The organism is Pantoea sp. QMID4 (assembly GCF_030270445.1).
Classification (GTDB): Bacteria; Pseudomonadota; Gammaproteobacteria; order Enterobacterales; family Enterobacteriaceae; genus Pantoea; species Pantoea vagans.
On record NZ_BSXL01000002.1, the window covers coordinates 539264 to 556443 of the forward strand.

16 protein-coding genes and 1 rRNA gene are annotated in these 17180 nt (G+C 54.7%); 9 read left to right on the top strand and 8 right to left on the bottom strand.

Translation table 11 applies throughout. The features are described 5' to 3' along the window. The first annotated feature begins 6 nt into the window (after positions 1-6). The 6 genes from dnaE (at position 7) to QSK07_RS07310 (ending at position 8911) form a co-directional block, all read left to right on the top strand. Complete coding sequence (dnaE, locus tag QSK07_RS07285) at positions 7-3489, top strand: DNA polymerase III subunit alpha (protein WP_285721212.1); 3483 nt, start codon at positions 7-9, stop codon at positions 3487-3489. A gap of 12 nt (positions 3490-3501) precedes the next feature. Beyond that, positions 3502-4458, top strand: a complete 957-nt coding sequence (gene accA, locus QSK07_RS07290) for an acetyl-CoA carboxylase carboxyl transferase subunit alpha (protein WP_013356851.1) — start codon at positions 3502-3504, stop codon at positions 4456-4458. A gap of 168 nt (positions 4459-4626) precedes the next feature. After that, a complete protein-coding gene (locus QSK07_RS07295; RefSeq protein ID WP_275220649.1) occupies positions 4627-6777 on the top strand; it encodes a lysine decarboxylase LdcC in 2151 nt (716 codons plus the stop codon). Positions 6778-6841: 64 nt separating this feature from the next. Beyond that, on the top strand, positions 6842-7231 hold the full coding sequence (locus QSK07_RS07300; RefSeq protein WP_285721213.1) for a VOC family protein: 390 nt from the start codon (positions 6842-6844) through the stop codon (positions 7229-7231). 52 nt (positions 7232-7283) lie between these two features. Then, the gene (tilS, locus tag QSK07_RS07305; protein ID WP_285721214.1) at positions 7284-8591 is read left to right on the top strand and encodes a tRNA lysidine(34) synthetase TilS; all 1308 of its coding nucleotides are present in this window, start codon (positions 7284-7286) and stop codon (positions 8589-8591) included. Between the two features lie 11 nt (positions 8592-8602). Beyond that, on the top strand, positions 8603-8911 hold the full coding sequence (locus QSK07_RS07310) for a c-type cytochrome (protein ID WP_098051429.1): 309 nt from the start codon (positions 8603-8605) through the stop codon (positions 8909-8911). Between the two features lie 40 nt (positions 8912-8951). On the opposite strand, the gene rof is transcribed toward QSK07_RS07310, so the two are convergent. Continuing rightward, on the bottom strand, positions 8952-9212 hold the full coding sequence (rof, locus tag QSK07_RS07315; RefSeq protein WP_275220652.1) for a Rho-binding antiterminator: 261 nt from the start codon (positions 9210-9212) through the stop codon (positions 8952-8954). Next, entirely contained in the window at positions 9199-9399 is a 201-nt protein-coding gene (locus QSK07_RS07320) for a YaeP family protein (RefSeq protein WP_003852623.1), read from the bottom strand. The genes rof and QSK07_RS07320 overlap by 14 nt, the downstream gene beginning before the upstream one ends. A gap of 217 nt (positions 9400-9616) precedes the next feature. Here QSK07_RS07320 and arfB point away from each other — a divergent pair, with 217 nt between their 5' ends. Further along, positions 9617-10027: an alternative ribosome rescue aminoacyl-tRNA hydrolase ArfB gene (gene arfB, locus QSK07_RS07325; RefSeq protein WP_033731644.1), complete on the top strand. Its 411-nt coding sequence runs from the start codon at positions 9617-9619 to the stop codon at positions 10025-10027. 328 nt (positions 10028-10355) lie between these two features. On the opposite strand, the gene proS is transcribed toward arfB, so the two are convergent. From proS to metN, 6 genes are all read right to left on the bottom strand, one after another. Beyond that, a complete protein-coding gene (proS, locus tag QSK07_RS07330) occupies positions 10356-12074 on the bottom strand; it encodes a proline--tRNA ligase (RefSeq protein WP_098051426.1) in 1719 nt (572 codons plus the stop codon). Between the two features lie 89 nt (positions 12075-12163). Further along, on the bottom strand, positions 12164-12868 hold the full coding sequence (gene tsaA, locus QSK07_RS07335) for a tRNA (N6-threonylcarbamoyladenosine(37)-N6)-methyltransferase TrmO (protein ID WP_275220654.1): 705 nt from the start codon (positions 12866-12868) through the stop codon (positions 12164-12166). Beyond that, a complete protein-coding gene (gene rcsF / locus QSK07_RS07340; protein ID WP_013356860.1) occupies positions 12865-13263 on the bottom strand; it encodes an envelope stress sensor lipoprotein RcsF in 399 nt (132 codons plus the stop codon). The genes tsaA and rcsF overlap by 4 nt, the downstream gene beginning before the upstream one ends. Before the next feature lie 128 nt (positions 13264-13391). After that, a complete protein-coding gene (locus tag QSK07_RS07345) occupies positions 13392-14207 on the bottom strand; it encodes a MetQ/NlpA family lipoprotein (RefSeq protein WP_098051424.1) in 816 nt (271 codons plus the stop codon). A gap of 34 nt (positions 14208-14241) precedes the next feature. Next, complete coding sequence (locus QSK07_RS07350; protein ID WP_009091958.1) at positions 14242-14895, bottom strand: methionine ABC transporter permease MetI; 654 nt, start codon at positions 14893-14895, stop codon at positions 14242-14244. Next, the gene (gene metN, locus QSK07_RS07355) at positions 14888-15919 is read right to left on the bottom strand and encodes a methionine ABC transporter ATP-binding protein MetN (RefSeq protein ID WP_285721215.1); all 1032 of its coding nucleotides are present in this window, start codon (positions 15917-15919) and stop codon (positions 14888-14890) included. Before metN ends, QSK07_RS07350 begins: the two co-directional genes overlap by 8 nt. Before the next feature lie 189 nt (positions 15920-16108). Here metN and gmhB point away from each other — a divergent pair, with 189 nt between their 5' ends. Together gmhB and QSK07_RS07365 are read left to right on the top strand one after the other, a co-directional pair. Further along, positions 16109-16669 (top strand): D-glycero-beta-D-manno-heptose 1,7-bisphosphate 7-phosphatase, encoded by a 561-nt coding sequence (gmhB, locus tag QSK07_RS07360; protein ID WP_098051422.1) that lies wholly within the window; start codon positions 16109-16111, stop codon positions 16667-16669. 407 nt (positions 16670-17076) lie between these two features. After that, positions 17077-17180: ribosomal RNA gene (locus tag QSK07_RS07365) — 16S ribosomal RNA — on the top strand; the annotation flags it as partial.

A 17180-nucleotide genomic window follows, 5' to 3' on the forward strand; every position in this document is an offset into this window, starting at 1 on the left:
ACTGATATGGCTGAACCCCGTTTTATACATCTGCGTGTCCACAGTGACTATTCGATGGTTGATGGCCTGGCGAAAACCGGGCCGTTGATCAAGAAGGCGGCCGCCCTTGGCATGCCTGCTATCGCGATTACCGATTTCACTAACCTGTGTGGTCTGGTGAAATTTTACGGTGGCGCACACAGCGCAGGGATAAAGCCAGTCATTGGTGCCGATTTCAATGTTGCCAGTGAGCTGATGGGGGATGAGCTGACCCAGCTGACCGTGCTGGCGTCCAGTGATACCGGATACCAGAACCTGACGCTGTTGATCTCCCGCGCCTATCAGCGTGGTTATGGCGTGGACGGACCGATCATCGATCGCGACTGGCTGATTGAGTTGCAGGAAGGGTTAATTCTGCTGTCGGGCGGGCGGCGTGGCGATGTAGGCCGCAGCCTGTTGCGTGGCAACAATGCCCTGGTTTCGCAGTGTCTGTCGTTTTACCAGCAGCATTTCCCCGATCGCTACTATCTGGAGCTGATCCGCACCGGTCGTCAGGACGAAGAGAACTATCTGCATGCCGCCGTTGAACTGGCGATTGCCGAGGGCATTCCGGTCGTCGCCACCAATGAAGTCTGCTTTATCAACGCAGAAGATTTCGATGCGCACGAGATTCGCGTTGCGATTCACGACGGCTATACGCTGGATGATCCTAAACGTCCGCGCAACTACAGTCCTCAGCAATATATGCGCAGCGAAGAGGAGATGTGCGAGCTGTTCTCGGACATCCCGGAAGCGCTGGCAAACAGCGTAGAGATTGCTAAGCGTTGTAACGTCACGGTCCGGCTCGGCGAGTACTTCCTGCCGCAGTTCCCGACCGGTGACATGACTACCGAAGATTACCTGGTGGTGAAATCCCGTGAGGGACTGGAAGAACGTCTGGTTTTCCTGTTCCCTGACCAGGCTGAGCGCGCGGAAAAACGCCCGGAATATGATGAGCGTCTGGAAACTGAACTCAACGTTATCAACCAGATGGGATTCCCCGGCTACTTCCTGATCGTCATGGAATTCATCCAGTGGTCCAAGGATAACGGCGTGCCGGTCGGACCGGGCCGTGGTTCGGGTGCGGGTTCGCTGGTGGCCTATGCGCTGAAAATCACCGATATCGATCCACTGGAATTTGACCTGCTGTTCGAACGCTTCCTGAACCCGGAACGTGTCTCTATGCCAGACTTCGACGTCGACTTCTGCATGGAGAAACGTGACCAGGTGATTGAACACGTCGCCGATATGTACGGACGTGAAGCGGTTTCGCAGATTATTACCTTCGGTACCATGGCAGCGAAAGCGGTTATCCGCGATGTGGGCCGCGTGCTGGGGCATCCTTACGGCTTCGTTGACCGCATTTCAAAACTGATCCCGCCCGATCCCGGCATGACGCTGGAAAAAGCGTTTATTGCTGAACCACAACTTCCTGCGATGTATGACGCAGATGAAGAGGTTAAAGCGCTGATCGACATGGCGCGCAAGCTGGAAGGGGTTACGCGTAACGCCGGTAAGCATGCGGGTGGCGTGGTCATTGCGCCAACGAAAATTACCGATTTTGCGCCACTCTATTGCGATGAGCACGGCCAGTTCCCGGTTACCCAGTTCGATAAAAATGATGTGGAATATGCCGGCCTGGTGAAGTTCGACTTCCTGGGACTGCGAACGCTGACCATCATCGACTGGGCACTGAAGATGATCAACCCGCGCCGGGAAAAAGAGGGACTGGATCCGATCGATATCGCCGCGATCCCGCTGGATGATAAGAAAAGCTTTGATATGCTGCAGCGCTCGGAAACCACTGCGGTGTTCCAGCTTGAATCGCGTGGCATGAAAGATCTGATTAAGCGTCTTAAACCGGACTGCTTCGAAGATATGATCGCACTGGTGGCGCTGTTCCGTCCTGGCCCTCTGCAGTCCGGCATGGTAGATAACTTCATCGACCGTAAGCATGGCCGCGAAGCGATCTCCTATCCCGATATCCAGTGGCAGCACGAAAGCCTGGAGCCAGTGCTGGAGCCGACCTACGGCATCATCCTCTATCAGGAACAGGTGATGCAGATCGCCCAGGTTCTCTCCGGTTACACCCTGGGCGGCGCAGATATGCTGCGTCGCGCCATGGGTAAAAAGAAACCCGAGGAGATGGCTAAGCAGCGTTCAGTCTTCCGCGACGGTGCCGAAAGTATGGGCATCGACGGCGAACTGTCGATGAAGATCTTCGATCTGGTGGAAAAATTTGCAGGCTATGGCTTTAACAAGTCACACTCTGCGGCCTACGCACTGGTCTCCTATCAGACGCTGTGGCTGAAAGCGCACTATCCGGCTGAGTTTATGGCGGCGGTGATGACCGCCGATATGGACAACACCGAGAAAGTGGTCGGCCTGGTCGATGAGTGCTGGCGGATGGGGCTTAAAGTTCTGCCGCCCGATATTAACTCCGGTCTCTATCCGTTCCACGTTAACGAAGCGGGCGAGATCGTGTACGGCATAGGCGCGATCAAAGGCGTGGGCGAAGGTCCGATCGAAGCGATCATCGACGCCCGTAACGAAGGCGGCTATTTCCGCGAGCTGTTTGATCTCTGCGCCCGTACCGATACCAAAAAGATCAACCGTCGGGTGATGGAGAAACTGATCATGTCCGGGGCCTTTGATCGCCTCGGACCGCATCGCGCCGCGCTGATGAGTGCACTCAGCGACGCGCTGAAAGCGGCCGACCAGCACGCGAAAGCGGAAGCGATTGGTCAGGCGGATATGTTTGGCGTGCTGGCAGAAGAGCCGGAGCAGGTTGAGAAATCGTACGCCAGCGTCACGCCGTGGCCCGAGCAGGTGCAGCTGGATGGTGAACGGGAAACGCTGGGGTTATACCTGACCGGCCACCCGATTAATCAGTATCTGAAAGAAATTGAGCGTTACGTTGGCGGGGTGCGGCTGAAAGATATGCATCCTACCGATCGGGGTAAAATTACCGTGGCGGCCGGTCTGGTGATCGCCGCACGGGTAATGGTGACCAAACGCGGCAACCGAATTGGTATCTGTACTCTGGACGATCGCTCCGGTCGTCTTGAGGTGATGTTATTTACCGATGCGTTAGATAAATACCAGCAGTTGCTGGAGAAAGACCGAATCCTGATCGTCAGCGGACAGGTCAGCTTTGATGACTTCAGTGGTGGACTTAAAATGACCGCGCGTGAAGTCATGGACATCGACGAAGCTCGCGAAAAATACGCGCGCGGACTTGCTATCTCGCTGACGGACAGGCAAATTGATGACCAGCTATTAAACCGACTCCGTCAGTCCCTGGAACCCCATCGATCAGGGACTATTCCGGTGCATCTCTACTATCAGAGAGCCGACGCGCGAGCGAAGCTGCGCTTTGGTGCAGCGTGGCGTATTTCGCCCAGCGATCGTTTACTTAACGATCTGCGCTCGTTGATTGGATCGGAGCAGGTGGAACTGGAGTTTGACTAGAACAGGAACATTATGAGTCTTAATTACCTGGATTTTGAACAGCCAATTGCAGAACTGGAAGCGAAGATTGATTCGCTGACCTCAATTGGTCGTCAGGATGATAAACACGTTAATCTGGATGAAGAAGTTCAGCGTCTGCGTGAGAAAAGCGTTGAGCTGACCCGTAAAATCTTCGCCGATTTGGGTGCATGGCAGATTGCCCAACTGGCACGTCATCCTTTACGTCCTTACACCTTTGACTACGTTCGCAACGCTTTCGACGATTTCGACGAGCTGGCGGGCGACCGTGCTTATGCGGATGACAAAGCGATTGTCGGCGGGATTGCGCGTCTTGATGGACGTCCGGTGATGATCATCGGGCACCAGAAAGGCCGTGAAACCAAAGAGAAGATTCGTCGCAACTTCGGCATGCCCGCACCGGAAGGCTATCGCAAAGCGCTGCGCCTGATGGAGATGGCTGAACGTTTCAAAATGCCAATCATCACCTTCATCGACACACCGGGTGCATATCCGGGCGTGGGCGCGGAAGAGCGTGGGCAGTCTGAAGCGATTGCCCGCAACCTGCGTGAAATGTCTGGCCTGAAAGTGCCGGTGATCTGCACGGTCATCGGTGAAGGCGGTTCCGGTGGTGCGCTGGCGATTGGCGTGGGTGATAAAGTGAATATGCTGCAGTACAGCACCTATTCGGTCATCTCGCCGGAAGGCTGTGCCTCCATTCTGTGGAAAAGTGCTGACAAAGCGCCGCTGGCCGCGGAAGCGATGGGTATTACCGCTCACCGTCTGAAAGAGCTGAAGCTGATTGACTCCGTGATCCCTGAGCCGCTGGGTGGCGCACATCGCCGTCCGGTGGATATGGCGCAGTCACTCAAGCAGCAGCTGCTGGCTGACCTGGCCGACCTCGATGGATTAACCACCGAAGAGCTGCTGGATCGTCGTTATCAGCGTCTGATGAGCTACGGCTACGCCTGATTTTAGCTCATCCATAAAAGCGGACTTCGGTCCGCTTTTTTATACCGCCAGTTCAGCCCTCACACGCGGTCTGACGCCTTTCAGCCTCATCTGATCGTCCCCTTGCTACACCTTCCCTGAGTTAGCGGTTATGCTTGTCCGGTTCCACAACAATCAGGGAGAGGGGCATTGAATATTCTGGCGATCATGGGCGCGCACGGCGTGTTTTATAAAGATGAACCGTTACGCGAACTCGACGCGGCGTTAAATCTGCAAGGCTTCCAGCTGCTTTACCCGAAAAGCAGTGACGATCTGCTGAAGCTGATCGAACACAATCCGCGAATCAGCGGCGTGATCTTCGACTGGGACGCGCACAACAGTCCGGAACTGTGCGGCGAGATTAATCAGCTCAACGAATACCTGCCGCTGTATGCCTTTATCAATACCCACTCACAGATGGACATCAGCATCAATGAGATGCGCATGCCACTGCACTTTTTTGAGTATGCACTGAATGCCGCCGACGATATCGCGCTGCATATCCGGCAGTATACCGATGACTATCTTGACCACATCACGCCGCCGCTGACCAAAGCGCTGTTCACCTATGTGAAAGAGGGCAAGTATACCTTCTGTACGCCGGGCCATATGGCGGGCACTGCGTTTCAGAAAAGCCCGGTGGGTTGCCTGTTCTACGATTTCTTCGGGGCCAATACGCTGAAGTCGGACATCTCTATTTCAGTGACCGAGCTGGGTTCGCTGCTGGATCACACCGGCCCGCACCTTGAAGCGGAAGAATACATCGCACGCACGTTTGGCGCCGAACAGAGTTATATGGTGACCAATGGCACCTCGACCTCGAATAAAATTGTCGGCATGTATGCGGCACCGGCGGGCAGCACCGTATTGATCGACCGAAATTGCCACAAGTCTCTGACTCATCTGCTGATGATGAGCGATCTGGTCCCGATCTGGCTGAAGCCGACCCGCAATGCGCTGGGGATTCTCGGCGGTATCCCGAAGCAGGAGTTCACCCGCGAGAGCATTACGCAGAAGGTCGCGACCACCGATCGCGCCACCTGGCCGGTGCATGCGGTGATCACCAACTCCACTTACGATGGGCTGCTCTACAACACCCAGTATATCAAAGAGACGCTGGATGTGCCGTCGATTCATTTCGATTCGGCCTGGGTGCCTTACACCAATTTCCATCCGATTTATGCCGGTAAAAGCGGCATGAGTGGCGATCGTATTCCGGGCAAGGTGGTATACGAGACGCAATCGACCCACAAACTGCTGGCAGCGTTCTCGCAGGCCTCCATGATTCATATTAAAGGCGACTACGACGAACAGACGTTTAACGAAGCCTACATGATGCACACCACCACCTCGCCCAATTACGCTATTGTCTCCTCAATTGAAACCGCTGCCGCCATGCTGCGCGGTAATCCCGGTAAACGGTTGATCAATCGCTCGGTGGAACGCGCCTTGCATTTCCGTCGGGAAATCCAGCGCCTGCGCGAAGAGTCTGACAGCTGGTTCTTCGATATCTGGCAGCCGGAACAGATTGATGAAGCGCAATGCTGGGCGATCCAGCCCGGCGAAGAAGAGTGGCACGGATTTACGCAGGCCGATCGCGATCACATGTACCTCGATCCGATCAAAGTTACCATCCTGACGCCAGGTATGAGCGAGCTGGGTGAGATGGCAAAAGAGGGGATCCCCGCAGCGCTGGTAGCGAAGTTTCTCGATGAGCGCGGGATTGTAGTGGAGAAAACCGGCCCCTATAACCTGCTGTTCCTGTTTAGTATCGGCATCGACAAAACCAAAGCGATGAGCGTGCTGCGCGGTCTGACCGAGTTTAAACGCGCCTACGATCTCAATCTGCGGGTGAAAAACATGCTGCCGGATCTCTATGCTGAAGATCCCGACTTTTATCGCAATATGCGCATCCAGACGCTTGCGCAGGGAATCCATCAGTTGATCCGCCATCACGATCTGCCGCGTCTGATGCTGCAGGCGTTTGATGTCCTGCCCGAAATGAAGATGACGCCGCATCAGGCGTTTCAGCAGCAGGTGAAGGGCAACATCGAAACGGTGGACCTCAGCGAACTGGTCGGGCGGGTATCGGCCAACATGATCCTGCCTTATCCGCCGGGCGTTCCGCTGGTGATGCCGGGCGAGATGATTACCGAAAAGAGCCGTGCGGTGCTCGATTTTCTGCTGATGCTGTGTAGCATCGGCCGACACTACCCGGGCTTCGAAACCGATATTCACGGTGCCAGCCTGACGGAAGAGGGCGAGTATCGCGTCCGCGTACTGAAAAACGACCTCGCTTAACCCTTTAAATGACTATCAGCGGCAGGCGGTCTGCGGACAGCCTCCCTGAATCAGGAAATTCACTATGTTGCAGTTAACCGCTATTAACCACATTGCCATCATCGCGTCCGACTATCAGCGCAGCAAAGCGTTCTATTGTGACGTACTCGGCTTTCGTCTGATGGGCGAAGTTTACCGCGAGGCGCGCGATTCCTGGAAAGGTGACCTGGCCTTACAGGATCGCTATACCATTGAGCTGTTCTCTTTTCCCGAGCCGCCAGCACGCGTCAGTCATCCCGAGGCGTGTGGTTTGCGTCATCTGGCCTTTACCGTGCCGGATGTAGCTGCTGCCGTTGCGACGCTGGCTGATAAAGGCGTTGTCTGCGAGCCGATTCGAATCGATGAACTGACCGGTAAACAGTGTACGTTCTTTGCCGATCCGGATGGTTTGCCGCTGGAGCTTTATCAGGCGTAAAATAGCGCGCTCAGCGGGCGACATTCAGTGGCCCGGTTTTTCGGATGCCGCTATGTCTTTGCCTGCTTTTGACGCCCTGTTGCAACCTGATGCCGCGCTGGTAGTCGCATTCAGCGGCGGACTCGATTCAACGGTGCTGTTGCATCAGCTTCGCGGCTGGCAGCAGCAGCATCCTCAGTCATGCCTGCGGGCGTTGCATGTGCATCACGGTCTTAGCCCGAATGCCGATGCATGGGCCGCCCATTGCCGGACGATATGCGAAAAGTGGCAGCTGAGATGTGATGTGCTGCGCGTGACGGTGGATGGCAGGGGAAACGGAATTGAGGCCGCCGCCCGCACTGCCCGTTATCAGGCGCTGAGCGCCGCGCTCAAGCCGGGAGAGATATTGCTTACCGCGCAGCACCTCGACGATCAGTGTGAAACATTTCTGCTGGCGCTAAAGCGTGGCAGTGGTCCGGCCGGTCTGGCGGCAATGCCTTCATCGCGCATGCTGGGTATGCATCAGCTGATGCGTCCGCTGCTGAATCAGTCGCGACAGTCGCTGGAAGCTTACGCCGACGTCCATCAGCTGGTGTGGATAGACGACGAGAGTAATCAGGATCTTCGCTACGATCGTAACTTCTTTCGCCAGCGGCTGCTGCCTGAGCTTAATCAGCGCTGGCCTCATTTTGCCGAGGCAACGGCCCGAAGTGCGGCATTGTGCAGTGAGCAGGAGCAGTTGCTGGATGAACTGCTCGCAGGGCAACTGGCCGAGCTGATCCAGCCTGACGGCAGCCTCTATTTTCTACCTTTAATGAACATGAGCACGCTGCGCGCTAACGCGTTATTGCGCCGCTGGATCGCCGGACAGGGTGGGACGATGCCCTCACGTGAAGCGCTGAAGCGTATTCGCGATGAAGTGATAGCGAGCCGGGAAGATGCGCAGCCCCGGCTGCGATTCGGTCAGGCTGAATTGCGTCGTTTCCGTCAGCAACTCTACTGGCTGCCGTTATTCACGTCACTGCGCGACACCGAACTGGCATGGCCCGATATCCGCCAGCCGCTGCCGTTACCGCAGAACCTCGGCACGCTGCGTGCCAGCATGTCGCAGAGCCTTTTGCGCTATCCTCTGCTGCATGAGCAGATTAGCGTGCGGTTCCATGCGCAGGGTCACGTCCATCTGGTGGGCCGCAATGGCGGAAGAGAAATGAAAAAGCTGTGGCAGGAGTTACAGATACCGCCGTGGCAGCGAGAACGGCTGCCGTTAATTTTTTATAACCAGACGCTGGTCTGTGTGCCGAATCTCTTTGTCACTCATGCTGGCGTGGCCAGTGATCAGCAGGGCTGGCAGATAGTCTGGGACAGGGCATCCCGCGCATGAGAACAATAACAATGAAGCAATGGCTTATCGTTTGTTTAGCGGCCGCCGTGTTACCAGCATGGGCGGCGGGTGATGCGCAGCGCGGCGCAGAAAAAGCGGCCAGTTGCACAGCGTGTCATGGCGCAGCGGGCAAAGCGGCGGTGCCACTCTACCCAAACCTGGCCGGACAACACGCTTCTTATCTGGAGCATGCTTTGCAGGCGTACAAAAAGGGTGAACGCAGTGGCGGTCAGGCTGAGGTCATGAAGGCGTTTGTAGCGGGATTAAGCGATAGCGATATGGCGGATCTGGCGGCGTACTACGGTTCGTTACAGCCCTGACGTTTAACAGGGCGGGAAGGTCCCGCCCTGAATGCGTGGATTACTCTGCACTGACTACGACCGTGCCCAGTTCGGGGTGGGTAAAGCTGGCGATATGATCGAGACGTAATTCGCGATGCTCACCGGAAAGATCGATAGCCAGATATTCCACATTCTTGCGTGAAAAGATATCTTTAGCCTTTGCCTTGAGCTGCTCGCCATCTTTCATTTCCAGCGACAGCATCCATTGGTTCTGGCAGGCGAGCTCCAGATTATCGTAATCATCGCAATTGATAGGTTGGTACGCTTCATTTATCAACATAGTCGCTCACCAATAAGTTAGCAGCGGCGTAAGCCGCCTGTTCCCTGACAGAAGAGTTTAGCTCAGTATTTGCGGCAATATCATTAAGCGCCTTTAATGCGCAGCCAATCGCATCCGGAATGTAACCTAAATCCCCGCTGCCGATTTCGGCATATTTCCGGCGAACTAACTCACAATAATTTTGCACGTGGCCCTCCTCAGCAGAGCGTAAATACTCTGGTTAACTGGCGACTATATCATAGCCATTTAGAGGAAATCAGCCTGCGTAAAGCAGGATCAGTGCGCGAATCACTGCTAAAGTGACAGGTTCCGCTGTCTCAGGCGGAATGAATCAGAGCACAAAAGGTTAATTTGATGAACAGGTTACTGGAGGTCAACGTGATTAAGGTGTGGGGAGCGCGCTAATGATTATGCTATCCCGTTCGGTTGAGATTCCGGAGAGTGAGATCGAGCTGACGGCGATTCGTGCCCAGGGGGCGGGCGGACAACATGTCAACAAAGCCAGTACTGCCATTCATCTGCGCTTCGATATTGCGGCCTCTTCACTGCCTGCGTTTTATAAAGAGCGACTGCTCACCGCCAGCCATCATCTGATTACCGGTGAGGGCGTGGTGGTGATCAAGGCGCAGGAGTATCGTAGTCAGGAGATGAATCGCGAAGCGGCATTGCAGCGTCTGGTCAATCTGATCCGGGAGCTGAGCACCGTCGAAAAAGCCCGGCGCGCCACGCGCCCGACCCGCGCGTCGAAAGAGCGGCGTCTGGAAGGAAAAGCGCGACGCAGTTCGACGAAAGCGATGCGCGGCAGGGTGCAATAAAAAACGCCCCGCAGGCGGGGCATTTCGGTGCTGATCAACCAGACCAGCGTGAATCTGGCACTAACGAATAAGCTCAGGGCGCAGGAAACACGGTCAGAAGAGGAAAGCGTCCCGCCGCCCGGAAAAAAACGCCATGCGTTGGCCCGGTTAGGGCGCACCTCATGGATGAGGTGCGTAATCGCGCGGGCCGGGCATGTCATGGATGACAGCTTTTGCGACTTTCCGATCTGACCGTGTTTCCTGAGCAGGCCCGGTCTCAAAGCAACCGGGCAAACTCTTCGGCTGTCAGACGCCCCACAAGCGAGGCATCTGACCATTCCTTCAAAGCTTACTTATTCAGAGCCTTTAGCAGGAAATCAACGATTTCATCCTGCTTAATCATCTGCTTCTCACCGGCGCGACGTGATTTGTATTCAATCTCCTGATTATCGAGATTGCGGTCGCCGATGACGATGGTGTGTGGCACACCGATCAGTTCCATATCTGCGAACATCACGCCCGGACGCTCTTTACGGTCATCCAGGATAACGTCAACGCCCCTGGCTCGCAGGGTGGCATACAGCTCTTCCGCCAGCTCTTTAACGCGGAACGATTTCTGCATATTCATCGGCAGAATCGCCACCTCGAACGGTGCCAGTGCGGCTGGCCAGATGATGCCGCGATCGTCATGGTTCTGCTCAATGGCTGCGGCAACCACGCGGGTGATGCCGATGCCGTAGCAGCCCATGCTCATCACCTGATTACGGCCATCTTCACCCTGAACGGAGGCTTTCAGCGCATCAGAATACTTGGTGCCGAGCTGGAAGATGTGACCGACTTCGATGCCGCGTTTAATCTGCAGCGTACCTTTGCCATCCGGGCTTAAATCGCCTTCGACCACGTTACGGATATCTGCAACGCTGGCCAGCGGCAGATCGCGCGCCCAGTTAATGCCGAAGTAATGCTTACCATCGACGTTGGCACCGGCGCTGAAGTCGCTCATCTTCGCCACGGTACGGTCAGCAATGATTGGCATCTGCAGGCCTACTGGTCCAATGGAACCCGGTCCGGCTCCCACTGCGGCGCGAATCTCTTCTTCCGTCGCGAATACCAGTGGGGATGCAACGATTGCTGACTTCTCTGCTTTGATCTCATTCAGCTGATGATCGCCGCGAATCAGCAGGGCAACCAGTGCATGACCGCTCTCTTCCGCACCTTTAACAATCAGCGTTTTCACTGTCTTTTCAACAGGCACACTGAATTGCTCAACCAGCTCCGCGATGGTTTTTGCGTCTGGCGTCCCGACCAGTTGCATCTCCTGCGACGGCGCGGCACGTTCACCGGCGGGGGCGACGGCTTCGGCCAGCTCAATGTTGGCGGCGTAATCAGAATCGGTAGAGAAGATCACATCATCTTCACCGCTCTGAGCCAGCACCTGGAACTCATGTGATGCGCTGCCGCCGATGGAGCCGGTGTCGGCCTGAACGGCACGGAAATCCAGGCCCATACGGCTGAAGATCTGGCTATAGGCGCGATACATCGCATCATACGTTTCCTGCAGCGATTCCTGTGAAACATGGAACGAGTAAGCATCTTTCATGATGAACTCGCGTGAACGCATCACGCCAAAACGTGGACGCACTTCATCACGGAATTTGGTCTGAATCTGATACAGGTTGAGCGGCAGTTGCTTATAAGAGCTCAGCTCATTGCGGATCAGGTCAGTGACTACTTCTTCATGCGTCGGACCCAGCACGAAAGGACGCTCGTGGCGATCGGCAATACGTAACAGTTCCGGGCCATATTCCTCCCAGCGACCGCTCTCCTGCCACAGGTCGGCGGGCTGCACAACCGGCATTAAAATCTCAACCGCGCCCGCGTTGTTCATCTCTTCGCGCACGATGTTTTCGACTTTCTTCAGCACGCGAACACCGGTTGGTAACCAGGTGTACAAGCCAGAAGCCAGTTTGCGGATCATACCGGCGCGCAGCATCAGCTGGTGGCTGATCACTTCAGCGTCGGAAGGCGTCTCTTTCTGAGTAGAGAGCAGATATTGAGTAGTACGCATTGATTACGGTTCCAGTTGATCGGAAAGTCACAGACAGAATTTTGCTGGCGGCTAGTGTACCAGTGAGATCACCGGCTCAAAAGCGGGTTTTAACGCGGGTCGATAGCGATCACTTCAGTACCGGCATCGTCAATGCGCCAGCGTACATTAAAATCCATCAGCCAGGCCGCATATTCCCGTTCCTGCGCTTCACCCTGACGGTAAGCGGGACGAGGGTCCTGTGCCAGCACCTCACTGATAAAGCGTGCGAGATTAGGGTAGCGCGACTGCTGCTGAAGCTGCTGCTGGGCCAGTACGGAGAAGCGAACCGGCATATCCGCCGCCGGTGCCGCCTGGGCAAACCCGGCCTTTGCATGGGGCAGCGCTTCGGCAAAGGGCAGATAAGGTTTGATATCTACAACCGGCGTGCCATCGACCAGATCCAGACTGCCAAGCTGCAGGATCACCTGCTTTTTTTCAATCCTGATCCCTTTCAGTTCAACCAGCGACATGCCAATGGGATTGGGACGGAACGTTGAACGTGTCGCAAAAACACCCATGCGCGCATTGCCGCCCAGCCGGGGAGGGCGAACCGTAGGACGCCAGCCGCCTGCCATCGTCTGATGGAAGACAAACAGCAGCCAGAGGTGACTGAAGTCTTCCAGCCCGCGAACGGCTTCCGGCTGATTGTAGGGGGGCAGCAGATGAAGTTCGCCGCCGCCATCCTGCACCAGACCTGGCTGGCGCGGCACGGCAAACTTCTCTTTCCACGGTGAACGGATTACCCCAATTTGCGCAAAGGCGAATTCACTCATTGATTGCTGACTTTCAACGCTGAACCCTGGCAGACGGCCTGACGATAGCAGCCCGGCGTGCCGGTGACGATTTCACACTGATGCAGCAGCACCGCATTGGCTTTCATCTGTGAGGCTTTAATCTGCAGACGTTTACGTGCTGTGGCGATGTTGGCTGGGGAGTTCTGATTACTGATCTGGCAATCTTCAGCGGAGACTTCACCCAGATCGCGGAACGGTTTGCTGACCAGATCGGCGGCATCGGTATAGAGCTTAACCGGGGCGGGTCGTACCACTGGTTTGCGGGTCGGTTGGCTGGATTGCTGCGGCCGGGACGGTGCGCTGCTTATCGGGTGATACTCATGAACACACCCTGTCAGCATCAATGCTAACAAGCAGAGCGGTAAAAAACGCATGGCAACATCCTCAGGTTTCAAAAAGTGGCGTTATTGAAACAAGGACGGGAATAAATAACAAGTCGGGCAGGGTACCCAATAACAGAAAGGGCGACATAGCGCCGCCCTTGAGGAGATGAATAGCTGAATTACCAGCCTTTGACCGCGCCGCCGTTAAAGATTTTGTTAGCGGCTTCGTTCACTTCGTCAGACTGGTAAGCCTGAACGAACTTCTTCACGTTTTCCGCATCTTTATTATCTTCGCGGGCAACAATCAGGTTCACGTAAGGTGAATCTTTATCTTCGACGAAAATGCCATCTTTAGCCGGGGTCAGGCCAATCTGGCTGGCGTAAGTGGTATTGATTACGGCCAGCGCGATCTGCTGATCGTCTAATGAGCGCGGCAGCTGTGGCGCTTCCAGCTCAACAATTTTCAGATGCTTAGGATTCTCAGTGATATCCAGTGAGGTTGGCAGCAAGCCCACGCCATCTTTCAGTTTGATCAGACCGACTTTCTGCAGCAGCAGCAGCGTACGACCCAGGTTGGTCGGGTCGTTCGGAATAGCAACCTGCGCGCCATCCTGCAGCTCATCCAGTGACTTGATCTTCTTCGAATAGCCCGCGATTGGGTAGACGAAAGAGTTACCCACTGAAACCAGCTTGTAACCACGATCTTTGATCTGCTGATCCAGATACGGTTTGTGCTGGAAGGCATTAACGTCGATATCGCCTTTGCTCAGCGCTTCATTCGGCAGCACGTAGTCGTTAAACGTGACCAGCTCAACGTCCAGACCATACTTATCTTTAGCCACTTTCTGTGCGGCTTCAGCGACCTGCTGCTCAGCACCGACAATGACGCCCACTTTAATGTGGTTAGCGTCTTTCTCTTTTTGATCGCATCCTGCCAGCGCAATCGCGCCAATCAGTGCACCCACAGCGGCAATTTTTTTGAATCTGAAAGACATATCCTTTCCTTCTTAATAATGTGAGATTACTGGCTTACTTATGGGACACTGCACGCACGATGCGGTCGCCACAGAATTGAATGAGATACACCAAAACCACTAACAACACCAATACCGTATTCATCACCGTAGCGTTGTATCCGATATAACCATACTGATAGCCGATCTGACCCAGACCACCGGCACCCACTGCGCCACCCATTGCGGAGTAACCGACCAGCGTAATCAGGGTAATGGTGGCTGCATTCACCAGGCCCGGCATCGCTTCTGGCAGCAGGACCTTACGGACGATTTGCATTGGCGTTGCGCCCATGGCACGTGACGCCTCAATCAGGCCGGTTGGAAGCTCCAGCAAGGCATTTTCAACCATACGCGCAATAAACGGTGCAGCGCCAACGGTCAGCGGCACGATGGCTGCCTGCAGCCCGATTGAGGTGCCGACGATAACGCGGGTAAAAGGAATCATCCAGACCAGTAAGATAATGAAAGGAATGGAGCGGAATATATTCACCAGCGCGGAGAGCACGCGGTATAGCCCCTGATTCTGCAGAATCTGCCCTGGACGGGTGACATAAAGTAAAACGCCGACCGGCAGGCCCAGTACAAAGCCGAAAAAGCCAGAGACGAAGGTCATCATCAGCGTTTCCCACACGCCCCGTCCCAGCAACCACATCATCGCTTCAGACATAACCTAACACCTCTACTTTCACATGATTCTCCTTCAGCCAGGCTATCGCCTCGCGCGCATCGCTTTCTGCGCCGTGCATTTCGGCCAGCATAATGCCGAACTTCACACCACCGGCGTAATCCATCTGGGCACTGATAATGTTGTTATTCACGTTGTAACGGCGAGCCGCTTCAGAAAGCAGCGGCGCATCAACCGATTTTCCGGTGAATTCCAGCCGCAACAGGGGAACGGTGCCTTCAGCGGCGGTGGCAGAAAGACGCTGCTGATAATCATCCGGGATATCCAGATGCAGTGTGGACTGAATAAACTGCTGCGCCAGCGGCGTCTTAGGGTGTGAGAACACTTCACTGACGCTGTCTTTCTCGATCAGCTCACCGTGACTGATGACCGCAACCTGATCGCAGATGCGTTTCACCACATCCATCTCATGAGTAATCAGGAGAATCGTCAGTCCAAGGCGGCGGTTGATATCTTTCAGCAACTCCAGAATAGAGCGGGTTGTAGCAGGATCCAGTGCGCTGGTGGCTTCATCACACAGCAGAACCTTAGGATTACTGGCCAGCGCACGGGCAATTGCGACACGCTGCTTCTGACCGCCCGAGAGATTTGCAGGCCAGGCATCATGCTTATCGGACAATCCCACCAGTTCCAGCAGCTCAGTGACACGAGCGTTGATCTGGGCGCGCGATAGATTACCGAGTTCCAGTGGCAGAGAAACATTGCCCGCGACGGTGCGTGAGTTCATCAGGTTAAAGTGCTGGAAGATCATGCCAATCTGGCGGCGCGCCTGGGTTAACTGACGTTCATTAAGTGCAGTCAGATCGGCTCCGTCGACCAGTACGCGACCCGAAGTAGGGCGCTCCAGCAGATTCACACAACGAATCAATGTACTTTTACCGGCACCGGAAGCACCGATAACGCCATAAATCTGTCCGGCAGGCACGTGCAGGCTGACATCCGTTAATGCCGGAATAGTCCGCGAGCCCTGCTGAAACACCTTAGTAATATTTTCTAGTTTAATCATTATGTTATTAATTATCGTGTTGCGTTGTCCGTGGTGTGGGAAGCCTCGTCACTTTTAATCGCTATAAAAGCTGAATGGATGTTAAGGCATCCAGACGTCTGAATCAATGGAAGTGATTCAATCTGACATTCTCCCTTTTATAGCAATCATGCGATACTGATCGGCAATTTTTACAGCAGGAGTTTCTACGTGGCGAATAAAGTCCCCGCTATTTTTCTTGATCGTGATGGCACCCTCAATGTCGACAGTGGCTATGTTCATGAGATCGATGACTTCCAGTTTATTGACGGCACGATTGAAGCGCTGCAGCAACTGAAGGCAATGGGATATGCGCTGGTAGTCGTGACTAATCAGTCTGGCATAGCGCGCGGTATGTTTACCGAAGATACCTTTATGCGTCTGACAGAGTGGATGGACTGGTCACTGGCCGATCGCGATGTCGACCTTGATGGCATCTATTTCTGTCCTCACCATCCCGAAGCAACTGTAGAAGAGTTCCGTCAGGAATGTGATTGCCGTAAGCCACAGCCCGGTATGCTGCTGACCGCACAGGAAGAGCTGCATATTGATATGGCTGCTTCTTATATGGTGGGCGACAAGCTGGAAGATATGCTGGCAGGAAAGGCTGCGGGCGTAGGCACCAAAGTACTGGTGCGTAGCGGTAAACCCGTCACGGCTGAAGGTGAAGCTGCAGCAGACTGGGTGATTAATAGCCTGGCAGGGCTGCCAGCACGCATTAAACAGGGCTAAAACGGCGCTTTTGTGCAAATTTCAGACGAACAGCAAAAAAGTCTCAATTTGCACTTGCGCTATCTGAGCCGTTCCCTATAATGCGCCTCCATCGACACGGCACACCGGCAACGGGAAACGGGTTGAGAGGCACAGGAGACTGCGCCGCCGGAGAAAAACTTCTGAAATAGAGGTTGACTCTGCAGGAGGAAAGCGTAATATACGCCACCTCGCGACAGGACGCTAACGCACTGTTCGCACTGCTCTTTAACAATTTATCAGACAATCTGTGTGGGCACTCGCAGGATTGATATCAGCGTCTCCGGACGTAAAAAATATCAAAGCCTCACGAGTGAACACATAATGAAATTCATTATGACGTTTTACAGATGAGCACCGCTTACACTTGTTGTAAGCAAATCAAACTTAAATTGAAGAGTTTGATCATGGCTCAGATTGAACGCTGGCGGCAGGCCTAACACATGCAAGTCGGACGGTAGCACAGAGAGCTTGCTCTCGGGTGACGAGTGGC

Coding starts and splice junctions, on each gene's coding strand:
- tilS (WP_285721214.1), top strand. CDS start 7,284: ATGTCTTTGCCTGCTTTTGACGCCCTGTTGCAACCTGATGCCGCGCTG.
- tsaA (WP_275220654.1), bottom strand. CDS start 12,868: ATGAGTGAATTCGCCTTTGCGCAAATTGGGGTAATCCGTTCACCGTGG.
- accA (WP_013356851.1), top strand. CDS start 3,502: ATGAGTCTTAATTACCTGGATTTTGAACAGCCAATTGCAGAACTGGAA.
- arfB (WP_033731644.1), top strand. CDS start 9,617: ATGATTATGCTATCCCGTTCGGTTGAGATTCCGGAGAGTGAGATCGAG.
- QSK07_RS07345 (WP_098051424.1), bottom strand. CDS start 14,207: ATGTCTTTCAGATTCAAAAAAATTGCCGCTGTGGGTGCACTGATTGGC.
- QSK07_RS07350 (WP_009091958.1), bottom strand. CDS start 14,895: ATGTCTGAAGCGATGATGTGGTTGCTGGGACGGGGCGTGTGGGAAACG.
- metN (WP_285721215.1), bottom strand. CDS start 15,919: ATGATTAAACTAGAAAATATTACTAAGGTGTTTCAGCAGGGCTCGCGG.
- dnaE (WP_285721212.1), top strand. CDS start 7: ATGGCTGAACCCCGTTTTATACATCTGCGTGTCCACAGTGACTATTCG.
- proS (WP_098051426.1), bottom strand. CDS start 12,074: ATGCGTACTACTCAATATCTGCTCTCTACTCAGAAAGAGACGCCTTCC.
- rof (WP_275220652.1), bottom strand. CDS start 9,212: ATGTTGATAAATGAAGCGTACCAACCTATCAATTGCGATGATTACGAT.
- rcsF (WP_013356860.1), bottom strand. CDS start 13,263: ATGCGTTTTTTACCGCTCTGCTTGTTAGCATTGATGCTGACAGGGTGT.
- QSK07_RS07300 (WP_285721213.1), top strand. CDS start 6,842: ATGTTGCAGTTAACCGCTATTAACCACATTGCCATCATCGCGTCCGAC.
- QSK07_RS07310 (WP_098051429.1), top strand. CDS start 8,603: ATGAAGCAATGGCTTATCGTTTGTTTAGCGGCCGCCGTGTTACCAGCA.